General features: G+C 56.3%; 17 protein-coding genes and 6 tRNA genes. 1 reads left to right on the plus strand and 22 read right to left on the minus strand.

Translation table 11 applies throughout. From position 1 onward, the window contains the following. The 22 genes from NOS26_RS03265 to NOS26_RS03370 all read right to left on the minus strand — a co-directional run. Window positions 1-1,408: S-layer homology domain-containing protein (locus NOS26_RS03265; protein WP_255917266.1), on the minus strand; the 1,408-nt coding region annotated here is incomplete at its 3' end. A gap of 13 nt (window positions 1,409-1,421) precedes the next feature. Then, window positions 1,422-2,201, minus strand: a complete 780-nt coding sequence (locus NOS26_RS03270) for an HAD-IIB family hydrolase (RefSeq protein WP_072981582.1) — start codon at window positions 2,199-2,201, stop codon at window positions 1,422-1,424. Between the two features lie 11 nt (window positions 2,202-2,212). Beyond that, entirely contained in the window at window positions 2,213-3,880 is a 1,668-nt protein-coding gene (locus tag NOS26_RS03275; RefSeq protein ID WP_255917267.1) for an alpha-glucosidase, read from the minus strand. Window positions 3,881-3,889: 9 nt separating this feature from the next. Beyond that, window positions 3,890-6,052 carry an alpha-glucoside-specific PTS transporter subunit IIBC gene (locus NOS26_RS03280; protein WP_305120428.1) on the minus strand — a complete coding sequence of 721 codons (2,163 nt, stop codon included), beginning with the start codon at window positions 6,050-6,052 and terminating at the stop codon, window positions 3,890-3,892. Between the two features lie 152 nt (window positions 6,053-6,204). Then, window positions 6,205-6,993, minus strand: a complete 789-nt coding sequence (locus tag NOS26_RS03285; protein ID WP_095340867.1) for a MurR/RpiR family transcriptional regulator — start codon at window positions 6,991-6,993, stop codon at window positions 6,205-6,207. Between the two features lie 146 nt (window positions 6,994-7,139). Further along, window positions 7,140-8,384 carry a hexokinase family protein gene (locus NOS26_RS03290; protein ID WP_095340866.1) on the minus strand — a complete coding sequence of 415 codons (1,245 nt, stop codon included), beginning with the start codon at window positions 8,382-8,384 and terminating at the stop codon, window positions 7,140-7,142. A 347-nt stretch (window positions 8,385-8,731) separates the two neighbouring features. Next, window positions 8,732-8,807, minus strand: a tRNA-Val gene (locus NOS26_RS03295). A 3-nt stretch (window positions 8,808-8,810) separates the two neighbouring features. Then, window positions 8,811-8,886 (minus strand) — tRNA-Glu (locus NOS26_RS03300). Between the two features lie 15 nt (window positions 8,887-8,901). Further along, window positions 8,902-8,977: transfer RNA gene (locus NOS26_RS03305), tRNA-Lys, on the minus strand. Window positions 8,978-8,981: 4 nt separating this feature from the next. After that, window positions 8,982-9,056 (minus strand) — tRNA-Gln (locus tag NOS26_RS03310). A 3-nt stretch (window positions 9,057-9,059) separates the two neighbouring features. Beyond that, a tRNA-Asn gene (locus tag NOS26_RS03315) sits at window positions 9,060-9,135 on the minus strand. A gap of 5 nt (window positions 9,136-9,140) precedes the next feature. Next, window positions 9,141-9,215 (minus strand) — tRNA-Gly (locus tag NOS26_RS03320). Window positions 9,216-9,380: 165 nt separating this feature from the next. After that, window positions 9,381-9,650, minus strand: coding sequence for a TIGR04076 family protein (locus tag NOS26_RS03325; RefSeq protein WP_054336005.1), 270 nt, complete (start codon window positions 9,648-9,650; stop codon window positions 9,381-9,383). Window positions 9,651-9,785: 135 nt separating this feature from the next. After that, a complete protein-coding gene (locus NOS26_RS03330) occupies window positions 9,786-10,553 on the minus strand; it encodes a TatD family hydrolase (RefSeq protein ID WP_255917268.1) in 768 nt (255 codons plus the stop codon). Continuing rightward, window positions 10,553-12,490: a methionine--tRNA ligase gene (metG, locus tag NOS26_RS03335; RefSeq protein ID WP_255917269.1), complete on the minus strand. Its 1,938-nt coding sequence runs from the start codon at window positions 12,488-12,490 to the stop codon at window positions 10,553-10,555. Before metG ends, NOS26_RS03330 begins: the two co-directional genes overlap by 1 nt. A gap of 36 nt (window positions 12,491-12,526) precedes the next feature. Continuing rightward, window positions 12,527-13,369, minus strand: a complete 843-nt coding sequence (gene rsmI, locus NOS26_RS03340; RefSeq protein ID WP_014015356.1) for a 16S rRNA (cytidine(1402)-2'-O)-methyltransferase — start codon at window positions 13,367-13,369, stop codon at window positions 12,527-12,529. 62 nt (window positions 13,370-13,431) lie between these two features. After that, on the minus strand, window positions 13,432-14,166 hold the full coding sequence (locus NOS26_RS03345; RefSeq protein WP_027895146.1) for a tRNA1(Val) (adenine(37)-N6)-methyltransferase: 735 nt from the start codon (window positions 14,164-14,166) through the stop codon (window positions 13,432-13,434). Then, on the minus strand, window positions 14,156-15,001 hold the full coding sequence (locus NOS26_RS03350) for a stage 0 sporulation family protein (RefSeq protein WP_014015358.1): 846 nt from the start codon (window positions 14,999-15,001) through the stop codon (window positions 14,156-14,158). The genes NOS26_RS03345 and NOS26_RS03350 overlap by 11 nt, the downstream gene beginning before the upstream one ends. After that, the gene (locus NOS26_RS03355; RefSeq protein WP_027895147.1) at window positions 15,001-15,987 is read right to left on the minus strand and encodes an AAA family ATPase; all 987 of its coding nucleotides are present in this window, start codon (window positions 15,985-15,987) and stop codon (window positions 15,001-15,003) included. The genes NOS26_RS03350 and NOS26_RS03355 overlap by 1 nt, the downstream gene beginning before the upstream one ends. Before the next feature lie 57 nt (window positions 15,988-16,044). Continuing rightward, window positions 16,045-16,713, minus strand: coding sequence for a thymidylate kinase (locus NOS26_RS03360; protein WP_014015360.1), 669 nt, complete (start codon window positions 16,711-16,713; stop codon window positions 16,045-16,047). After that, window positions 16,703-18,172 (minus strand): aminotransferase class I/II-fold pyridoxal phosphate-dependent enzyme, encoded by a 1,470-nt coding sequence (locus NOS26_RS03365; RefSeq protein ID WP_255917271.1) that lies wholly within the window; start codon window positions 18,170-18,172, stop codon window positions 16,703-16,705. The genes NOS26_RS03360 and NOS26_RS03365 overlap by 11 nt, the downstream gene beginning before the upstream one ends. Before the next feature lie 8 nt (window positions 18,173-18,180). Next, window positions 18,181-18,636: an NUDIX domain-containing protein gene (locus NOS26_RS03370; RefSeq protein WP_014015362.1), complete on the minus strand. Its 456-nt coding sequence runs from the start codon at window positions 18,634-18,636 to the stop codon at window positions 18,181-18,183. A 180-nt stretch (window positions 18,637-18,816) separates the two neighbouring features. On the opposite strand from NOS26_RS03370, the gene NOS26_RS03375 reads away from it, so the two are divergent. Continuing rightward, on the plus strand, window positions 18,817-19,644 hold the full coding sequence (locus tag NOS26_RS03375; protein ID WP_255917272.1) for a pyridoxamine kinase: 828 nt from the start codon (window positions 18,817-18,819) through the stop codon (window positions 19,642-19,644). Window positions 19,645-19,680: the final 36 nt, after the last annotated feature.

The raw sequence follows: 19,680 nt of genomic DNA on the forward strand, positions 1-19,680 counted from the left end.
AATGGAAGTCCATCTGGGTGCGGACGAGGGTCCGTTTATTATCTGAATTGGAAATCTGTTCCTGCTTCGAGTAGAGCGTTTCCCATTCGATGTTCTTCCAAGGCACGTATTTATACCCCAAAATCCAGCCTTTACTGCCGGCACTGCCATTGTAAAACAAGGAACTCCATTCGTCGTCACCGGCGATGGTGCCATTGGTTCCGTAACGATACCAGCGGGCATAGGCCTGCCACGTTCCCGGTTTCTGGAGATCCGTATTGCCATAGTTCAGGCGCAAGAACGTACTGTTGTCCTGGTAGTCAGCGTTGGTCTGGACATAGTCAGCCAGGAAGCGTACTTTCTTGGAAAGGTCGAACCAGCCACTGAGAACGTAAGCTTTATCGTAATCGACCGTTTCTTCACCCCATGATTCCAGATGACTCGTATTCTTTTCGTAAACATCGCCTTTATGCTTGGAATTCAAGGCATAGGCTACGTTGATGCCGGCCCGCGGTCCGATATTCCCCCACGTACCAAGGCCATACCAGCTTTCATGGTTGCCGGCCCCTGTCGAAGCAAACCAGAAGCCGCTGGCAGTCAGACTGGTCCCTTTGATGGGGACGCCGAGCTGGAAGCCATCGGATTCCGTGCCGAAGAGGACGTTCTGCTGACCTAAGCCGCGCCAGGCACGGCCGATGTTGATCCAGGCGCCGGTCTTCGGATTCGTCCCTTCGACCCAGATACGCTGGATATCGCCATCATGGCCAGACCAGCGTTTGGCCCGGCCCTTATCTTTGCCGTCAGTCGCCCACGACCCCGACTCGTTTTCATGGTCATGACCGTCGTTGTAAAAGGAGTTCTTTTCTAACTGGAATTTGGCCTTCCAATTATCGTTGACTTTATAGGAACCGTTCAAGCTCATATAGAAGCGGTCATTGTCCTTATATAAATCACTGTTGTTCTGTACATTGTTGCTATATTTATCGTGGTCATACTGGACGCGGATAAAGCCGCTCAATTCCATCTTGCCAGCGATACCGTTTTTCAGCGAATCGATATCCTTGGTATTCTGCTCGATCTGCTTGGTGTTCTTGGCGACTTGCTGCTGCAGGACGTTGATTTCGTCGGCGTATTCTGCGTGCAGTTTTTCCAGGACCGTCTTATCGCCGAAGTTGCCGCCGCCTTTTTGCATGGCTTTGGCGACGATACTGGCGACTTCGTAACGGGTCATGGTACGGCCACCTTCAAAGGTGCTGTTGCCCATGCCTTCGATGACGCCTTCTTTGGCCAGGTAATCCAAAGCTTCATAGGACCAATGGTCTTTGGGGACATCGGAAAAACTGTCGGCCGATGCCGCCAGAGCCGCGCCCGACATGCCCAGGCTCAGGGCCAGCAGGACGGCAAAGCCTTTCTTGTTGAATTCCATCATAAGGACCTCTTTTCTATAAATTATCTTCCAGCATGGCCCCTACGCTGTCATAGACTTTGCGTGCCTGTTCCTGGATGGCCGGACGGGCCGTGGCGACGGTGTAGCCGTGATAGCCCAGAATCATGGGCAGGTCGTTGATTTCGTCGCCAATGGCCAGGATGTCCGCACCGTCCCAGCCAAAGAGGGAGAGCGTGTGGGCAATGGCCTGTTGTTTACTGATATCGGAGGGAATGATGTCGACGGCGCAGCGGTTGGGATAAGCGTGGACAACGTCGCCGAAATGGGCATTGACCTGTTCGCTGGCCGCCAGGGCATCGTCAGGATTGGTGAAGCCCAGGGAATACTGGTGGATCGTCTGAGGCAGGTGTTCAATGTCGTCTTCCGTCACCGGTACGATGGGATAATCCCATTCTTTCGCTTCCCGCCAGACCCAGGTACCCGGCAAATCATGGCAGAGGTAGGTCCGGTCCTGCGAGGAAAAGGAAAAATGGAAGGACTTACGGACCCGTTCCAGTTTGCTGACGGCCTTGAGGACAGCCGGCTCGATGCGGGCTTCCCAGAGGACGCGTTCCTGGTCATCGCTGATGAGGCCGCCGTTATTGCAGGCCAGGTAGTCGTATTCGACGCCATAATGTTTGAGCTGGGGCATGAGCATGCCGTGGTCCCGGCCGGATACGACGCCGAATTTATGGCCTGCAGCCCGCCATTTGCGGATGGCTTCGGCATCACGGGCCGTAATGATATCGTCGCGGAACAAGGTCCCGTCATAATCGCTGGCAGCAACTTTTAACATAGTACTCCTCCTCATAACCGATAGACGACGGTTTCCGCCGGGCGCAGTCTGCCGGCTTCCGGGGCGCCATAGCTGCCCAGAAGGACCATTGCGCCGTCCGTAAGGGACGCGTCATACTCGATGGTTTCGTTGGTAAAATTGACCAGCGTCAATGTCGCCTGGTCGTCTAAAATGCGCTTAAAAGCGTAAATGCGTTCGTCATCAGCCAGCAATTCTTCGTAGCGCCCTTGCTGCAATATGGCCGCCGCTTCCCCGTTGAAGCGTTCTGCCTGTATGCAGCGATAGTACTGGAGAACCGAATCGGCATCGGCTTCTTCCCCTTCGGCACAGCACTGTGGGTAATCGTCATGGACCGGGAGCCACGGTGTCCCCGTCGTAAAACCGGCCTGGGGAGCCGTCGTCCACTGCATAGGCGTCCGGGCATTGTCGCGGCTGTGGGCCTGGACGAGACGCAGGGCCTCTGCCGGCGCAAAGCCTTCGTCCAAAGCCAGCTGATACTGGCCGTGCGTCGAAATATCATTGTAGTCGTCGATGCGGGCAAAGGCCGTATTGGCCATGCCCAGTTCCTGCCCTTCATAGATGAAAGGCGTACCGCGCAGGGTAAACAAGATGGTCGCCATGGCCTTGGCCGCCTTCTGCTTATCCGTCCCTTCCGGGAAATAGCGGTTGACACAACGTATCTGGTCGTGGTTCTCGAAGAAAATGGGATACCAGCCGTTGGCTGCCGTCGCCTGCTGGCTGTCGGACAGGGCCTTCTTGAGCTTGGTCAGGGGCCACGTTTCGGCCCGGCACCAGACTTCATCATCGGGAAATTCCAGATTCGTATGGCTGAACTCGAAGAGCATACTGAAGGCCCCGTCCTTGCCGACCCAGCGGGGCAGGTCGGCCGGCGTGACGCCATTGGCTTCAGCGACGGTGAAGATATCGTGGCCGTCGAAGACGTTGCGGCGAAATTCGTGGAGAAAATCGAGGATGCCCGGCGTATTGGCAATCATCTTGTGGATAGACGACAGGCCATCGGCGCCGTCGACCGGGCCGTCGGCCAAGACGGCCGGTTTCTTGATGTAGACGATGGCATCGATGCGGAAGCCGCCGACGCCTTTATCGATCCAGAAATTGGCCGCATCATAGAGGGCCTGGCGGACGGCCGGATTCTCCCAATTCAAATCGGGCTGTTCGACGGCGAAGGTGTGCAGGTAATACTGCTGCCGTTCTTCGCACCACGTCCAGGCCGGGCCGCCGAAGATAGAGCGCCAGTTCGTCGGCGCCGAACCGTCCTCTTTGGCATCGCGCCAGATGTACCAGTCGGCCTTGTCGTTAGTGCGGCTGCGTTTCGATTCCTGGAACCAGGCGTGCCGGTCCGACGTATGGTTATAGACCAGGTCCATGACGATGCGGATATCCCGCTTCTTCCCTTCGGCAATGAGGGTATCCATATCAGCCATCGTGCCATAGCGCGGGTCGATGGCCGTATAGTCGCTGATGTCATAGCCGTTGTCGACCATAGGCGACGGGTAGACCGGCGTCAGCCAGATGGCGCCGACGCCGAGTTTCCGGAGATAATCCAGGTGGCGCGTCACGCCGGGAATATCGCCTTCGCCGCTGCCCGTCGTGTCCTGGAAGCTGCGGGGATAAATTTGATAGACAGCCGTCTGCTGCCACCATTTCAAGGTATCCATAAAAACCTCCTAGAAAATGACAATCGGTGTTTCGCCGGCGACGACAGGCTGGTCCGCTTCTTTCTTCATCTGCGGGTATTCCGTCGAGTTGGTGACGGCCATGATGACGATGTCGTTATAGCCTGCTTGGGCGATGGCATCGCGGTCGAAGCGGATCAAGGGTGCGCCGGCTTTGACCTGAGCATCCTGCTCGGTCAGCAGGGTGAAACCTTCACCATTCATATTGACCGTATCCAGGCCGATATGGATGAGCACTTCGGCACCGTTGCTCAGTTCCAGACCAATAGCGTGGAGCGAGCTTTCCATGATCATAGAAACGGTCGCATCAGCCGGTGCAACGACGGTGTCGCTCGACGGCTTGATAGCCACGCCGTCACCCATCATCTTCTGGGAGAAGGCATCGTCCGGCACTTCGCTGATATCAACGAGGTCGCCGGAAACGAAGGCTTTCAGCTTCATGGAACGGTCGTCTTCATCGACGGAAACGACGGCTTCAGCAGCCGGAGCAGCCGTTTTTTCTGCCGGGGCTTCTTTCGTTTCCGGAACTGTACTTTCTGCGACTGCCGGCATTTCCCCTTTCATGAGGGCATCGAAGTGGCCGCGGACATTGGGGACGGACAAGCCGACGATGACCTGGATGGCATGACCGTTCTTGACCAGACCGAAGGCCCCGGCATTGGTGAACTTGCTGGTCGCAGCGACTTTATCCGGGTCGTTGACCGTGACGCGCAGGCGGGTCGCACAGTTAGTGACTTCACGGATGTTGTCCGGGCCGCCGAGGCAGTCGAGGAAGACCTGCGCTTTCAGGGCATCGGCACCGCCGACAATGCCTTTCTTTTCCATTTCTTTCTTGGCTTTATATTCCGCTTTGGTGAACAATTTATCTTCGCCGCCATCGTCGGTACGGCCCGGCGTAGGCAAATCGAAGTGAAGGATGAGGAAGCGGAAGACGACGAAGTAAATAGCCGTGAATCCGAGGCCGATGGCAATCTGTAAAATATACGTCCAGGCATGATAGCGGAACAAGGGAATCCAGTTCTGGACGAAGCAGTCGATGAGGCCGCCGCCGAAGTTGCCCGACAGGCCGATGAAATAGAGTGTCGCCGACAAGGTAGCCGCTAAGACGGCATGGACGACATAGAGGATCGGGGCGACGAACAAGAAGGTAAATTCAATCGGTTCGGTAATGCCGCAGAGGACGGCTGTAATCGTAGCCGGAATGAGCAGGGTAGCGACTTTCTTGCGCTTTTCCGGTTTGGCACAATAGTACATGGCCAGGGCTGCGCCAGGCAGGCCGAAGACTTTGGCACTGCCGTGAAGGGCAAAGCCGCCTTGGGGGAACATGTCCCGCAGGGAATGAGCACTGGTGGCGAAGTCATTGAGGTGCTGCAGCCAGTAAGCCTGGATACCGCCGTCGCAGACAGCCGGGCCGTAGATGAAGGGCAGATAGATGAAGTGGTGCAGGCCTGCCGGCAAGAGGATGCGTTCCGAGAAAGTATAGGCCCAAACGCCGAAGATACCGCTCGTCTTGAGGAAGAACTGGAACTGTTCGATACCGTGCTGGATGGGCGGCCAGATGTAGCAGAAGAGGAGCGCCATGGGCAGCATGACCAGGAACCCGACAGCGACGACGAAGGCCGGGCCCTTGAAGATGCCGAGCCAGTCCGGGATTTCTGTATCATAAAAACGGTTATGCAAGTACGCCGAGATGCAGGCGATGAAGATAGCGCCGAGCATGCCCATGTCCAGGGTCTTGATGTTGGCAATCATGGCCAGTCCCGTACCGGCACCGGCGTCCCGACTGTAGTCAACGCCGAAGTAACTGCCGTGCAGGGTCAGGATACCGGCGATGAAATAGTTGAAGACCATGTAGATGACGAAGCCTTCCATGGCGCAGCGGGCCTGTTCCTTCTTGGCAAAGCCAATGGGAACGGCGATGGCAAAGAGGATCGGCATCTGATTGAAGACCGTCCAGGCCCCCTGCTGGACGACGTACCAGAAATCGTACCAGAGAGTCCCTTTTTCTGCCAGGCTGCCGAAGAGACCCGTGTTGCTGAAGATGATCGACAAGGCAACGGTCAGCCCGAAGAAGGCGAATAAGATGACCGGTGTGTACATAGCGCCGCCAAAACGCTGCAATTCCTGCATCACACGGTCTTTGTTGAATGACATAGACAATTCCTCCCGTTTGTGAAACAAAGTACATAAGATTATCGTTAGTAACAGGATATAAAAAAAACGCCGCGAATACAATAGATTCGCGGCGTTCTGGCACGTGGCCCCCCAGCCTGTAACCTGGTACATTTCCTGTACTTTGGTACAGCCTACTCCGGGCTCTCTTTTCCTTGTCTTAAGTGGTGCAGATACATACAATATTTCACATACCAAATTTCAGCCAAGATGAAGTAAGGCATCATGGACTGGAAAGCGACGTGGTCATCCTCCTTATCATAAATCTGGAACCGGGCTGGCGAGACATAAAAATTGACCGTCGATAACGACGCCAGGGTATTGTCATGCAAGCGGGTAATGGAAATAAAGGGAATATCCCGTAATTTCAAAGCCTGGGCCAATTCCTTGACAGCCGGCGATTCGCCGGAAAAGGAAACGATGATGAATAAGTCGTCTTTGGTCATGGTCCGGATGAGATTGCAGAATTCCTCCCGCGCCGGCACGTCGTAGAGCATGACATTGTCGTAGAAAAACAGGCGTTTCAATTCCTGGACGACATTGTTCTGGACGTAACCTGACGCATAGGTAAAAATCCGGTTGGCCTCATGGACGAGGGCGCTGGCGTTATCGAAATTGCGGCTGCAGAGCTTGTCCACGGTCTGCTCATAGAAACGATGGAGTTCATCCATGACATTCGCATCATAGCAGGAACCTTCCGGCTCTTCCCGCTTGAGGAGCATCTTAAATTCGCCAAAGCCGTCGAGGTCCAGTTTCTGGGCAAAGCGGACGATCGTCGTCGTCGAAACGTGACAGGCCTTGGCCAGCTCATGAATCGAGCTGTGGCGGACGGCAGCGCGGTGCTGCAAAATGTACTTCCAGATTCCCATATCCGTATTGTTGAGTTTCTGGCGATGGGCGTTGATGAGTTCGGCAAGTTGCATGGCTGGTTCCCCCTTCACGAAACAGGCCCCGGCGGAAAACTCCGCAGGGGCCGGGCTATAGTTTCATTATAAGGAATCCCGGGAGGAACGTCAAGCCGGTAGGGGGCTGTGCACAGAAAAAGGCTGCCCATCATTCAGGGCCTTTTTCAAAGTTTGTAGCACGAAAGCGCCGCAGCGATGGCGGCTCCTACGGACGCACCGTTGCTGTTGGGGGCTACATGGATGCGGGTATTTTCAGTCGGTGCCATGCAGAAGATGCAGATAGCATCTTCGATGAGGGACGGCACCCCTTTGATCTTTTCGACCAGGCTGCCTTCGATGGCGATGGACTGTTCCGTAACCCCCTTCCCCTGAGCCAGGTGGCTGAGGAGCCCGAAGCTGGCCGCCCCGATGAGCCGGGCTGCCCGGGCAAAGACAGCCCGTACCAAGGCACAGAGCCCTTCTTGTTCTTCCTCACTGACGGCAAATCCCAGGATAGCTTCGGCCGTCTTCTGACCGGAAATGAGTTCGTTCATATCGCGCGTCGTGAACTCAGGAATCGCCTTTTTAAGGTATTCACCAAAGACGGCACGGCAGACTTCGCTCAAATACCGGCCGCCAATCATCTTTTCAAAGGGATGGTCGCCAGGCTGCTGGGACGCTTCATCGACGAGGCGGTCCCAGACTGTCGCCGGTGCGCCATCGAAGCCGGCCGCTTCCAGGTTGACGATCATCTGCAGGGCCGGTTCATAATAACACATGTTGAAACCCGTACCGCAGACGATGCCGATGCGCGACGGGTTATGCTGATATACAGAAGAAAGCAGGGTCGCCGTCGTATCGTTGAGCAGGGCCACCGGTTCGATGCGGTCCAGACCGGCCCGGACCAAGGCTTCTTTCAGCAGGCCGTTGATGGGCTTGCCAGCGACGCCGGAAACGGCGATTTCCTTGGACCAGGCGATGAGGCTGGCGTCTTTGGCCGACGTCTGATCGACGGCAAAGGAAAAAGTAAAGCCCAATTTATAGTCCTGATTGCCTTCAGCCGCTTCTTTGACGATGGCGGCGATGAAATCGAAGAGCTCTTCTGCCGTCGTCGATGAAGAGGTATAGTCATAGTCGGCACATTTCAAGGGTTTAGCCACCTTACTCTCTACGACAAAGCCCTGTTCTCCCATAAGGCGGATGCGCGAAGCCCGGACATTGGTACCGCCGAAATCCAGGGCTAAGAACGTCCCCATTTCCCGTCCCGTCGGCAAGCCCAGATAGGTGCGCAGGGCAGAAAGGGAACTCGGCTTCCCGGCCAGGGCGTCTTCAGCGTCCTTCCGGAAGTGCTGTGCTAGTTCCCGCAGTTCCGCGCCGGATAGCTGCAAAGCCTGTCTCATTGATTCCCAATTTTTTATCGTGTCTGCCATAATTGTCGGCCTCCTGTCTGTACGCAAAAACATTATACTTCCATGATAATGAAAAAAGGCCATAAAGACAACTCTTTTATGGCCTTTCGGTTCCGTAACCCGACAATGGATGGTAGTACAAAATATGGATATTGGTACAGGCGCTGCGCGCAAAAAGAGGATATCGCATTAAGCAAAAACCGCATAATGCGACATCCTCTTTTTTGAGTTTGAAGTTGAAAGTTTGATGTTTGATGTGGATGGTTTTAAATTTAAAGCTATCGCATCAAACCTCAAACTAACTATAAATAAAAAGGAACCGTGCACGATGGTGAAAACCTTCATGCTCCAGTTCCTTGAATAGAGTTTGGTGGGCGATAACAGGATCGAACTGCTGACATCCTGCTTGTAAGGCAGGCGCTCTCCCAGCTGAGCTAATCGCCCAAGTGGTGACCCCTACGGGATTTGAACCCATGTTCTCGCCGTGAAAGGGCGATGTCTTAGACCGCTTGACCAAGGGGCCACGTAATGTGGAATGTGGTGATCCACCCGAGATTCGAACTCGGGACACCCTGATTAAAAGTCAGGTGCTCTGCCAACTGAGCTAGTGGATCATAATGGCAGGGGTAGTAGGATTCGAACCTACGGATGACGGAGTCAGAGTCCGTTGCCTTACCGCTTGGCGACACCCCTGTATGGCTCCTCAAGTAGGACTCGAACCTACGACAAATCGGTTAACAGCCGATTGCTCTACCAACTGAGCTATTGAGGAATAAATGGAGCGGAAAACGAGGCTCGAACTCGCGACCCCCACCTTGGCAAGGTGGTGCTCTACCACTGAGCTACTTCCGCATGTGTGCTGTCTGTTTCAGAAGACTTGATTATAATACCAAATCCAAAGGATTCTGTCAAGGGATTTTTTGCATTTTTTTAAGTTTGATGTGAGAAGTTTGATGTTTGATGTAGATGGGTTTAAATATATGCCTACCACATCAAACATCAAACTTAAAACATCAATCATTCTATGACTTTTGCCTTGAAGACCAGGGCTACGTCGGCATCGGAACAGCAAAATTCGGCTTCGCCTTCGGGCTGGCCCGGAAGCTGGCCGCCATAGCGCAGGATGTCGACATAGGGAAAGGCGCAGTGCAGGGCCATGGGACAGATTTTTCCCCGGTCCGTATCGTAATCAAAGGTCTCCCCGATGTGATGGCCGCGATGGCAGCCCATAGTCCCCAGTTTTTTCGTAATCGTGAGCTGGATAGCTGGTCGTTTTCCTCGTGACATGGTGTTCTCCTTTGTGGACAAGTAAACGGGCCGCCAGCCTCTGCTGTCCGTTTTGGCAACCGTCCTGCACCTTCCGCTGGTCGGTACCTGACGGGCCAAAAAGGCCTTTGGGACGGCCCCTATGAGTATTGCAGGTTACGGAATCGCAAAAAGCCGCTTGGCGTTTTCCGTGGTTACACGCGCTACTTCGGCGACGTCGATGCCCCGCAGAGCGGCAATTTCTTCGGCGACGTAATGGACGTAGGCCGGTTCGTTTCGCTGGCCGCGATGGGCCTGGGGCGTCAAGTACGGACAGTCCGTTTCGATGAGCATGCGCTCCAAGGGCAGGTGGGCGGCGACGCGCTTGGCCCGCTTGGAGTTCGGATAGGTCAAGGGCCCGTCGAAGCCGAAATAGAAGCCCATGCGCAGCAGTTCGTCCGTCATTTCCAGGCTGCCCGAATAGCAGTGGAAGACGCCGCGAAGGCCCTTGCCGTACTGGCGCAGGATATCCAGCGTATCGCCATGGGCTTCGCGGTCATGGATGATGATGGGCACGTCGAGTTCGACAGCCAGCTTGACCATGTCGCTGAAGACGGCCTGCTGGATATCCCGGGCCGGTTCGGGCCAGTGATAATCCAGACCGACTTCGCCGACGGCAACAACTTTTTCTTCCGCCCGTATCCATTGACGCAGCTTTTCGACATCGCCGTCCTGGGCCTTGGCCGCTTCTTCGGGATGGATACCGACGGCCGCATAGAGGCCATCGTGTTCCCTGGCCATGGCGATGCACTGAGCTGAAGTTTCCATATCCGTCGCCGGGCAGAGCATGAGGCCCACGCCGGCAGCGGCCGCCCGGTCGAATACGGCCGGACGGTCTTCTGCGTAGGCACCGTCATTGACGTGACAATGGGTATCGAAGAGCATCAGCGGACCCGGCTTCCCGGTGCCATGCCGTCGACGAAAGCGACCTGGAGGTTATCATTGCCGTCAGAAGCGGCCAGGAGCATGCCTTTCGATTCGACGCCGCAGAGTTTGACCGGTTTCAAGTTGGTGACGACGATGACGCAGTGGCCGATGAGGTCTTCCGGTTTATAGTACAGGGAAATGCCGCTGACGATCTGGCGCGTTTCCGTACCGAGGTCGACTTGCAATTTGAGCAATTTCTTGGCCTTAGGCACTTTTTCACAGGCTACGATTTTGCCGACGCGGAGGTCGACTTTGCCGAAATCATCGATGGCGATTTCCGTTTTCGTCGGTTCCTGGGCGGCCGGGCAGGCCTGAGCAGCTTTCTTTTCTTCTTCCGCTTCAGCCACTTCTTCCTTCAAGTCGTAGCGCGGGAAGAGGGCATGGCCTTTGCAGACTTTCGTATCTGCCGGATAGCGTCCCCATTCCTGGGCAGACGCGAGGTTGGCTTCGGCAAAGTCCCCTAAGCCGAGCTGTTTCCACATTTCAGCGGCGCTGACCGGGATGAAGGGGCTGACCAGGGTAGCGATGATGCGCTGGGCTTCCAGGAGATTGTACAGGACCGTCTGCAGGCGCTGGGCTTTGGCTTCGTCTTTGGCCAGGACCCACGGCGTCGTTTCGTCGATGTATTTGTTGCTGCGGCGGATGAGGGCCCAGACGTCGTTGATGGCGTCGTTGATCTTCATGTCGTCCATGTACGTTTCAAAGCGTTTGGCCGTTTCCACAGCACACGCTGCCAAGTCGTCATCGACGGGTTCTTTCACGGTTGGACCGGCAGCGACGCCGCCTTCGTATTTTTCGACCATAGCCAGGGTGCGCTGCAAGAGGTTGCCCAAGTCGTTGGCCAGGTCAGAATTGATGCGATTGATGAACGACGGCAACGAGAAGTTGCCATCCTGGCCGAGACGGATTTCCTTCAGCAGGTAGTAACGGAGGGCATCGGCACCATAGCGGTCGATGAGGGGAATCGGGTCGACGACGTTGCCCAGGGACTTACTCATCTTGGTACCGTCGACGATGAGCCAGCCGTGACCGAAGACTTTCTTCGGCAAAGGCAGGCCGCAGCTCATGAGCATGATCGGCCAGATGATGCTGTGGAAGCGGACGATTTCCTTGCCGACCAGGTGCAGGTCAGCCGGCCAGAATTTCTTGAATTTTTCCGGGTCATCGAGATAGCCGGCGGCCGTGACGTAGTTGACCAGGGCGTCGAACCAGACGTAGACGACGTGTTTCGGGTCCCAAGGAACCTTGATGCCCCAATCGAAGGACGTACGGGATACGCAGAGGTCTTCCAGGCCGCTCTTGACGAAGGAAATCATTTCATTGCGCCGCGATTCCGGCTGGATGAAGTCCGGGTTTTCGTCGATGAATTTCAGCCAGCGGTCGGCGTATTTATTCATTTTCAGGAAATAGGCTTCTTCGGAAACGAGTTCCAGAGGACGGCCGCAGTCCGGGCAGACGTGTTTGCCTTCAGGCAGCTTGTTCTCCGGCCAGAACGTTTCGCACGGCGTACAGTACCAGCCCTTGTATTCGCCTTTGTAGATATCGCCGTTGTCGTAGGATTTCTGCATCAAAGCCTGGACGACTTTTTCATGGCGTTTTTCCGTCGTGCGGATGAAGTCATCATTGGAGATATTAAGTTTTTTCCAGAGCTGCTGGAAGAGGGCGACGATTTCGTCGACGTATTCAATCGGTTTTACGCCTTTTGCTTCGGCTGCACGCTGGATTTTCTGGCCGTGTTCATCAGAGCCGGTCAGGAAAAAGACGTCGTCGCCGCGCAGGCGGTGGAACCGTGCCAGCGAGTCGGCAATGGTCGTGCAGTACGTGTGCCCGATGTGAAGTTTGGCACTTGGATAGTAAATAGGTGTTGTAATGTAATACTTTCTTTTTTCAGACATGGGATTTTCCTCCTATACCGGCAAATGAGCCGGGTGTTATAAACTAAGCGCAGCCTGGTATACACTACGTTTGGGCACGCCGCACCGTCTGGCGACAGTCCGGATAGCCTCTTTTTTATCGACGCCCTGTTCCATCAGTTCCCGGACCAGGGACGCGTAATCGACGTCGCCGGAAGCAGCCCTTTCCACAGCCGCTGCCCCTTCGACGAGGATGACAAATTCACCGCGGGTCCCTTGTGCGGCCAGGTCGGCCCGCAGCTGGCTGAGACTGCCGCGCAGGTACTGCTCGTACCGCTTGGTCAGTTCCCGGCAGAGGACGGCCCGGCGGTCGCCCAGGACTTCGATCATTTCGCCGAGGACCTGCTGGATGCGGTGAGGCGCTTCATAAAAGATGAGCGTCCCCTCGTACGATTTCACCGATTCCAGGACGGGCAGGCGGTGTTTCTGGGTCTTCGGCAGGAAGCCGACGAAGGTAAAGCGCGTCGTATCCATGCCGGACGCAATGAGGCCGGTCAGACCGGCATTGGCTCCGGGAAGGGGTACGATAGGCAGATCGGCTTCCAGAGCCAGGCGGACCATATCGCTGCCAGGGTCACAGATAGCCGGCATACCGGCATCGCTGACCAGCGCGATCATCAAGCCGTCTTTCAATTTTTCAATGAGTTGCGGCCCTTTTTCTGCCTTATTATGTTCATGATAGCTGGTCAAGGGCGTGTCGATATCATACGCCATGAGCAGCTGCTTCGTGTGACGCGTATCTTCTGCCGCAATGAGGTCGGCTTCACGGAGACAGCGGACCGTGCGGTACGTAATGTCCTCGAGATTGCCAATCGGCGTCGGGCAAAGATAGAGCGTCCCTTTTTGAAAAATTTCTGGCATTGTTTCTCCTCCAAAATCATGAACATGGGATTCCCACAAGCGGGCGCCCCACATGGGCGCCCCTACAGCTTCCCGTACAGCTTATTCACGGCGTCGCTGTAGCTTCCGTCCGGGTTGTGGACGATGAGCGGCGGCAGGACATCCAGCCCCTTACTGCCGCCGCGGATGCCCTCGATGAGGAAGAGCTTTGCCTTCTTATCAGGCCGGCCATGGACCATCTGCAGGACTTTCGGTTCGATATCGTGGGCGCGCATGGCTTCCAGGATATCGGCCAGGCGTTCCGTGATATGGACCATACGGAAACGGCCGTGATATTTCAGGGCATACTTCACGGCATCGAGGACGTCGCCGAGGGTCGCCGTCTCTTCATGGCAGGCCCGGCGGATGCCGTCGACGTCGCTATAGGCACCGCGGCTCTTTTCGCGGTACGGCGGATTGGCGTAGACAGCGGCAAAGGCACCGCTCGCCGCCCAATCGCGGATACGGCGGTAATCGCCTTCGACGAGGGTGATGCGGTCATCCCGGCCGTTGATGGCCACGTTGCGGCGGGCAATATCGGCCATGACCGGATTAAATTCTACGGCCGTCAGCTTCTTGGCGCCGCGGGCCGTCAAGATGAGGGGGATAGCCGCCGTGCCCGTCCCCAGGTCCAGGGCCGGGCCGTGGGGCACGGCACCGAAATGGGCCAGGAGGACCGTATCCAGGGAAAAGCAGAACTGGTCATCGCGCTGGATGACCTTCATGCCGTCCAGGACCAGGTCGTCCAACCGTTCGTGCGGGCCTAACTCAATGTTCATGTTCTGTTTCCCCGACGTCCGACCAGGGGACATTGATATTGTGCCCCGATTCGAGCTGGACCTTGACCGTATGGTCTTTCATGTGGACCCGCAAGACCGTACCGACGCCTTCATCGGTCATGACCCGTTTGCCCACAGCCGGCGGCTTCTGCTGTTCGCTGCACTTCTGCTGGCAGTTGCAGCACTTCAGTTCCCCTGACGTATAGAGCTGGTTTTCATAGCGCAGGCAGCACATGAGGCGGCCGCAGATCCCGGAAATCTTGGTCGGATTGAGGGACATGCCCTGGCCCTTGGCCATGCGGATGGAAACGGGCTTGAAGTCGCCCAGGAAGGTGGCACAGCACAGGGGCCGGCCGCAGCAGCCGATGCCGCCGATCATCTTGGCTTCATCGCGCAGGCCGATCTGGCGCAGTTCGATGCGCGTGCGGAAGACCGAGGCCAAGTCGCGGACGAGTTCGCGAAAGTCGATACGGCCGTCAGCCGTGAAGAAAAAGATGATCTTGCCCATATCGAAGGTATAGTCGACATCGATGAGCTTCATGGGCAGCTTATGCTTGGCAATCTTCGCCAGGCAGATGCCGAAGGCCTTCTTTTCCCGTTCCTTATTCTTTTCTACCTGGCGGAAATCCTTAGCCGTCGCCTTGCGGATAATCGGCTTCAGCGGCTGGACCACCTCCGACGAATCGACACTGCGCGGCGCAATGACGACATGGCCAAATTCCATGCCCCGTGCCGTTTCGACGATGACGCCGTCATCCAGTTTGAGTTCGATAGTGGCGGGGTCGAAATAGTATATCTTTCCGGCAGGTTTAAAACGTACACCTACAACGATCATTAAAATCCTCCTCTGAGCCGTATCGCCCGGATGCATACATAATCCCAGACGAGGCGGACGTTGACGTGGCGCGACACCGCTTCCAGGCCTTCATCGAGGACCTGGGACAGGCCAAAGACGGCGTCATCCGTCCAATACGGCAGTAATTCTGTCATTTCATGGATATATCCTTTTAAACGTATATAGTCCCGGCCGGCTCCGCTGCGCAGGACTGCCATATCGCGGAGAAAAAGGCTGATCCAGCCGAGGATCTCCGTCGTTTCCGTATCCGTCAGCACCGCCGATACGGCCAGCCATTTGGCATAGGGGCAGGCGTGTTTCGCCGTAATCGTCAAGAAGTCCAGGGCAAAATGGGCCTTATCCGTCCCCTGTCCCTCAAGATAGGACAAGACGGTCCGGACGATGCCGCCACCCCAGAGGATAGCTTCTTCCCAATTCCCGCCGTCGCCTTTCAGGCGCCGCAGGCCCTGGCGCATCTCCTCGTCGCTGACCGGATCGAAAGTGAAGCGGGCACAGCGGGAAATAATCGTCGGCAGCAGTAAATCGGGCTGGTCTGTAATCAAGATGAAGCAGACTCCCGACGGCGGCTCTTCCAAGATTTTCAGCATGCGGTTGGCAAATTCCGTATTCATCGTTTCCACATGGTCGATGATACAGACCCGGCGGCAACCGGCTTCGCCCTGCAAGGCCAGTTCACCCTGGAGCTGGCGGAACTGGTCTACTTTCAGCATGGCCCCCAGGGGAGCCAGATAGAAGGCATCGTCCTTATCACCGGCAACGGCTTCGCCTTCACGGCTGGCCAGGTCGGGAAAGACCCGGCGGCCGACCAGGGCCGACGCAACGGCTATGGCCATCATCGTCTTGCCGACACCGGCGGGACCGGCGAAAATCATGGCGTGCGGGACGCGGTCTTCGTCGATGAGGCGGGCGAACTGTTCTTTCAAACGGCCGTGGCCGATAATCGGATCAAACAGCGTCCTGTCCATGAGTCGTCCCCCTTACGCCAATAAAATACCTTAACAATTAATTATAAAAAAAATCCCTTATAAAGTAAATAGGAATCGGTATAAGTCTTGATGGATGGCCTCGGGCGTGCGCATGGCCCCGTCTTTTGTGCAGGCGATGCGCTGCCAGTGATAGCGTTCAGCCAGTTCGTCATAGGCGGCATGGCATTTGGCCAGGAAGCCCTCGTTCTTTTCGTGGATATCGCCGGTCTGGCCGCCGGTCTTGCCTGTCCGGTCCGCCATGAGCCGTTCCGTGACGGCCAGGGGAACGTCGAGCAGGAAGACCTTATCCGGGGCAGGCAGGCCCATTTTATGGAACTCAAAGTCTTCCAGCCAGGACAGATAGGCCCGGCGCTGGTCCGGGTCGTCGATCTTGATCATCTGATAGAGCATATTACTCGTCGTATAGCGGTCGGCAATGACGATGCCGCCTTGTTCATAAAAAGCCTTCCACTTCATCTGATACGATGCGAAGCGGTCGACGGCAAAAAAGGCCGACGCCGCATAGGGATTGACGGCGTCGGCATCGCTGCCGAAATCGCCGCGCAGGTACATCTTGACCAGGGCGCTGGAATCGCTGTCATAGTCGGGATAGCTGACGGATTTCACGTCATAGCCATCGCACTGTAAGTGTTCCGTCAGCAGCCGGGTCTGCGTCGCCTTGCCGCTGCCGTCGCCGCCTTCGATGATGAATAATTTACCTTTCATGGAACTCCTCCTTCAATACGCGGATCGTCGCCAAGGTCCCATCGGCCGGGCCGTTCGGCTTATAGCCATGGGCCATCTTTTGGCGGATATAATCCTGGCAGGCTGCCGTAATTTCTTCGCCTAAAGTCAGGACCGGGATGCCTGGCGGATAAAAGGTCACATTTTCCGCGGCGATGCGGCCGCGTGCCTCAGTGAAAGGCACGGCTTCTACGGGGCAGTTCCAGGCCTGGCGCGGCGCCATGACGACCTGCGGCTCCGGCAGAGCCTGTTCCTGGACCGGTCCGGCCGGGCAGAGACGGCGGCCTTGGGCAATCGTCCGGCAGGCCTCGACCAGGGCCTGGGCCGTTTCTTCCGTATCGCCCAGAGTAATCAGGGCCAGGACGTGATTGCCGGCGATGAGTTCCACTTCGAGGCCCTGCTGACGCAAGGCCCGTTCAGCCGTCACGCCGTCGAGGCCGATGCCGGAAAAGTCGATGGTGATTTTCGTTTCATCGAAGCCGCTGACGACTTTTCCGTCGATGATTTCCCGTCCAAAAACGGTCAGTCCGGGAATCGCACGGATGGCATCCCGCACCGACCGGGCCAGTTCGAGGGCCCGGCCAATGAGACTGGGGCCTTCCAGAGCCAGCTGCTGGCGGGCGCTGTCCAGGGAAGCCAGGAACCAGTAATGGGGGCTCGTCGACTGGACGACAGCCATCGACGCGGCGACGCGGTCCGTCAGGGGAAAGTCCTCGCGGCAGTGCAGCATCGACGTCTGGGTCAGGGAACCGGCCATCTTATGGGTGCTCTGGGCGACGCAGTCGGCACCGCAGGCCAGGGCTTCTGCCGGCAAATCCCCGTGGAAGCCCAGATGGGCACCATGAGCTTCGTCGACGAGGACATACAGGCCTTGTTCATGAGCATAGGCTGCCAGGGCCTTCAGGTTGCCGGCGATGCCATCGTAGGTCGGATAGGTGAAGACGACGGCTTTCGCCCGGGGATGGGCTGCAACGGCTTTCTTCAAGCTGTCCAGGTCCGGTCCCAGCGACACTTGCCGGACCGCATCGAAGCGGCTTTCCAGGTAGACCGGGACGGCGCCGCTCAAGGCCAGGCCATTGATGACGCTCTTATGGGCCTCGCGGGGAATGAGGATTTCATCGCCATCGCCGCAGACAGCCAGGATCATGGCTTCGATACAGGCCGTCGTGCCGTTGATGGAAAAGAAAGTCCGCCCGGCGCCATAGAGGTCAGCTGCCAGGTCCATGGCTTCCTTCAGGGCTCCTTCCGGCTGGAATAAGTCATCCAGGGCATACATGACGCCCAGGTCCCGCCGCAGGGCGTCGCCAAAGAGGCTGGCCTGATAGGCGGAAATGCCCTGTCCCAATTTGTGTCCCGGCGTATGATAGGCCTTCAGGTGCTGCTGGCAGTACCCTTCCAGGGCTTCGACAAAAGGCGCCCGTTCCTGTTTCTTCCTGTCCATAGGGCACCTCATATAGCCGAAAGGAAACCGCGCAGCAAGGCGTGGCTCTTTTCATACGAGAACTGCTTCATCTGTTTCAGCGAACGCTGCAGCGACCCGTGCAGGCGGTACGACGGCAGTTCTTCCGGCGTGACCCAGCGATAAGCCAGGTGTTCTTCGGACAGGGACACTTTATCCGTATCGGCCATAGCCGTGAAGATGACGCCGTTCAGGAACTGGCCGTCTTTCTTCTGATAGCTCCAGATACCGGCCGGGGCCTCCAAGGTGATAGAAAGGCCCGTTTCCTCCCGTACTTCCCGGCGAAGGCCGGCTTCAAAGTCTTCCGTGAAACGCAGGCCGCCGCCGGGAAATTCCCAATGATGCAGCCCTTCGGCATCGTTCTTCTGCAACAACAGCAGCTTCCCTTCGTGGAAAATCATCGCTTTGACACTCAACCCCATCAATACATTCGCTTCTTGCGCCATAACCCCAGTCTCCTATCTCAACAAATTCATTGCAACAAATAATATAAATTTAATTATACCATATTTACGGCCCCGGGAGAATCGAACTGGCAGGACAGAATCGCCGCAATCTGTCTTATTTACATGGCCCATGTTATCGGGTAAAATGATAGTACAGTTTATTTTTAGGAGGTTTTCTCTATGGCTACAAAACGCGTCCTTGCAATTCACGATATGTGTTCCTTCGGCCGCTGCTCCCTGACAGCTGCCATCCCGGTCATTTCGGCCATGGGCTTCCAGGTCTGCCCGTTCCCGACAGCTATTTTCAGCAATAACCTGACCTATGGCGACTACACCTTCTCTGATTTCACGCCGCACATGACGGAATTTATGGATAAATGGCAGAAACTGGGCTATTCCTATGATGCTATTTACAGCGGTTTCCTCGCCGACGCCGGCCAGATAGCCATCGTTCTCGATGCCATTTCCCGCTTCGCCAAAGACGATACGCTCGTCGTCGTCGACCCGGCCATGGCTGATGACGGCAAACTCTATCCCGTCTTCAAGCCGGATATCGTCACGGAAATGCGCAAACTCATTGCCAAAGCGACTATCATTACGCCGAATTACACCGAAGCGACCTTGTTGACGGGCCGCCCCTATGACCCGGGTACCCCGTCCATGAAGACCATGCTCGAACTCTGCCAGCAGCTGGCCGCCATGGGACCGCGTCAAATCATCATCACCAGCGTCCCCACGGGCAACGACACGATTACTGTCGTCAGCTACGATGCCCAGACGTCTTCTTTCGACGAATGTACGGTCGACCGTATTCCCTTCAGCACCTGCGGCACGGGCGACTTGTTCACCAGCGTCCTGACGGGCTCCCTGCTCCAGGGCCAGCTCCTGCACGACAGCGTAAAGAAAGCCGTCCAGTTCCTGAACGTGGCCATCGAATATACCTACCAGTCTGGCAGCGATCCCCGCGAAGGCGTCCAGGTCGAACCGTGCCTGAAAAAACTGTTCTAAGTTATATTGTCAACCCATTATCAGTATATATAAAGT

The sequence above is a fragment of the Megasphaera sp. SC8-1 genome (assembly GCF_024436295.1).
Lineage (GTDB): Bacteria > Bacillota > Negativicutes > Veillonellales > Megasphaeraceae > Megasphaera > Megasphaera elsdenii.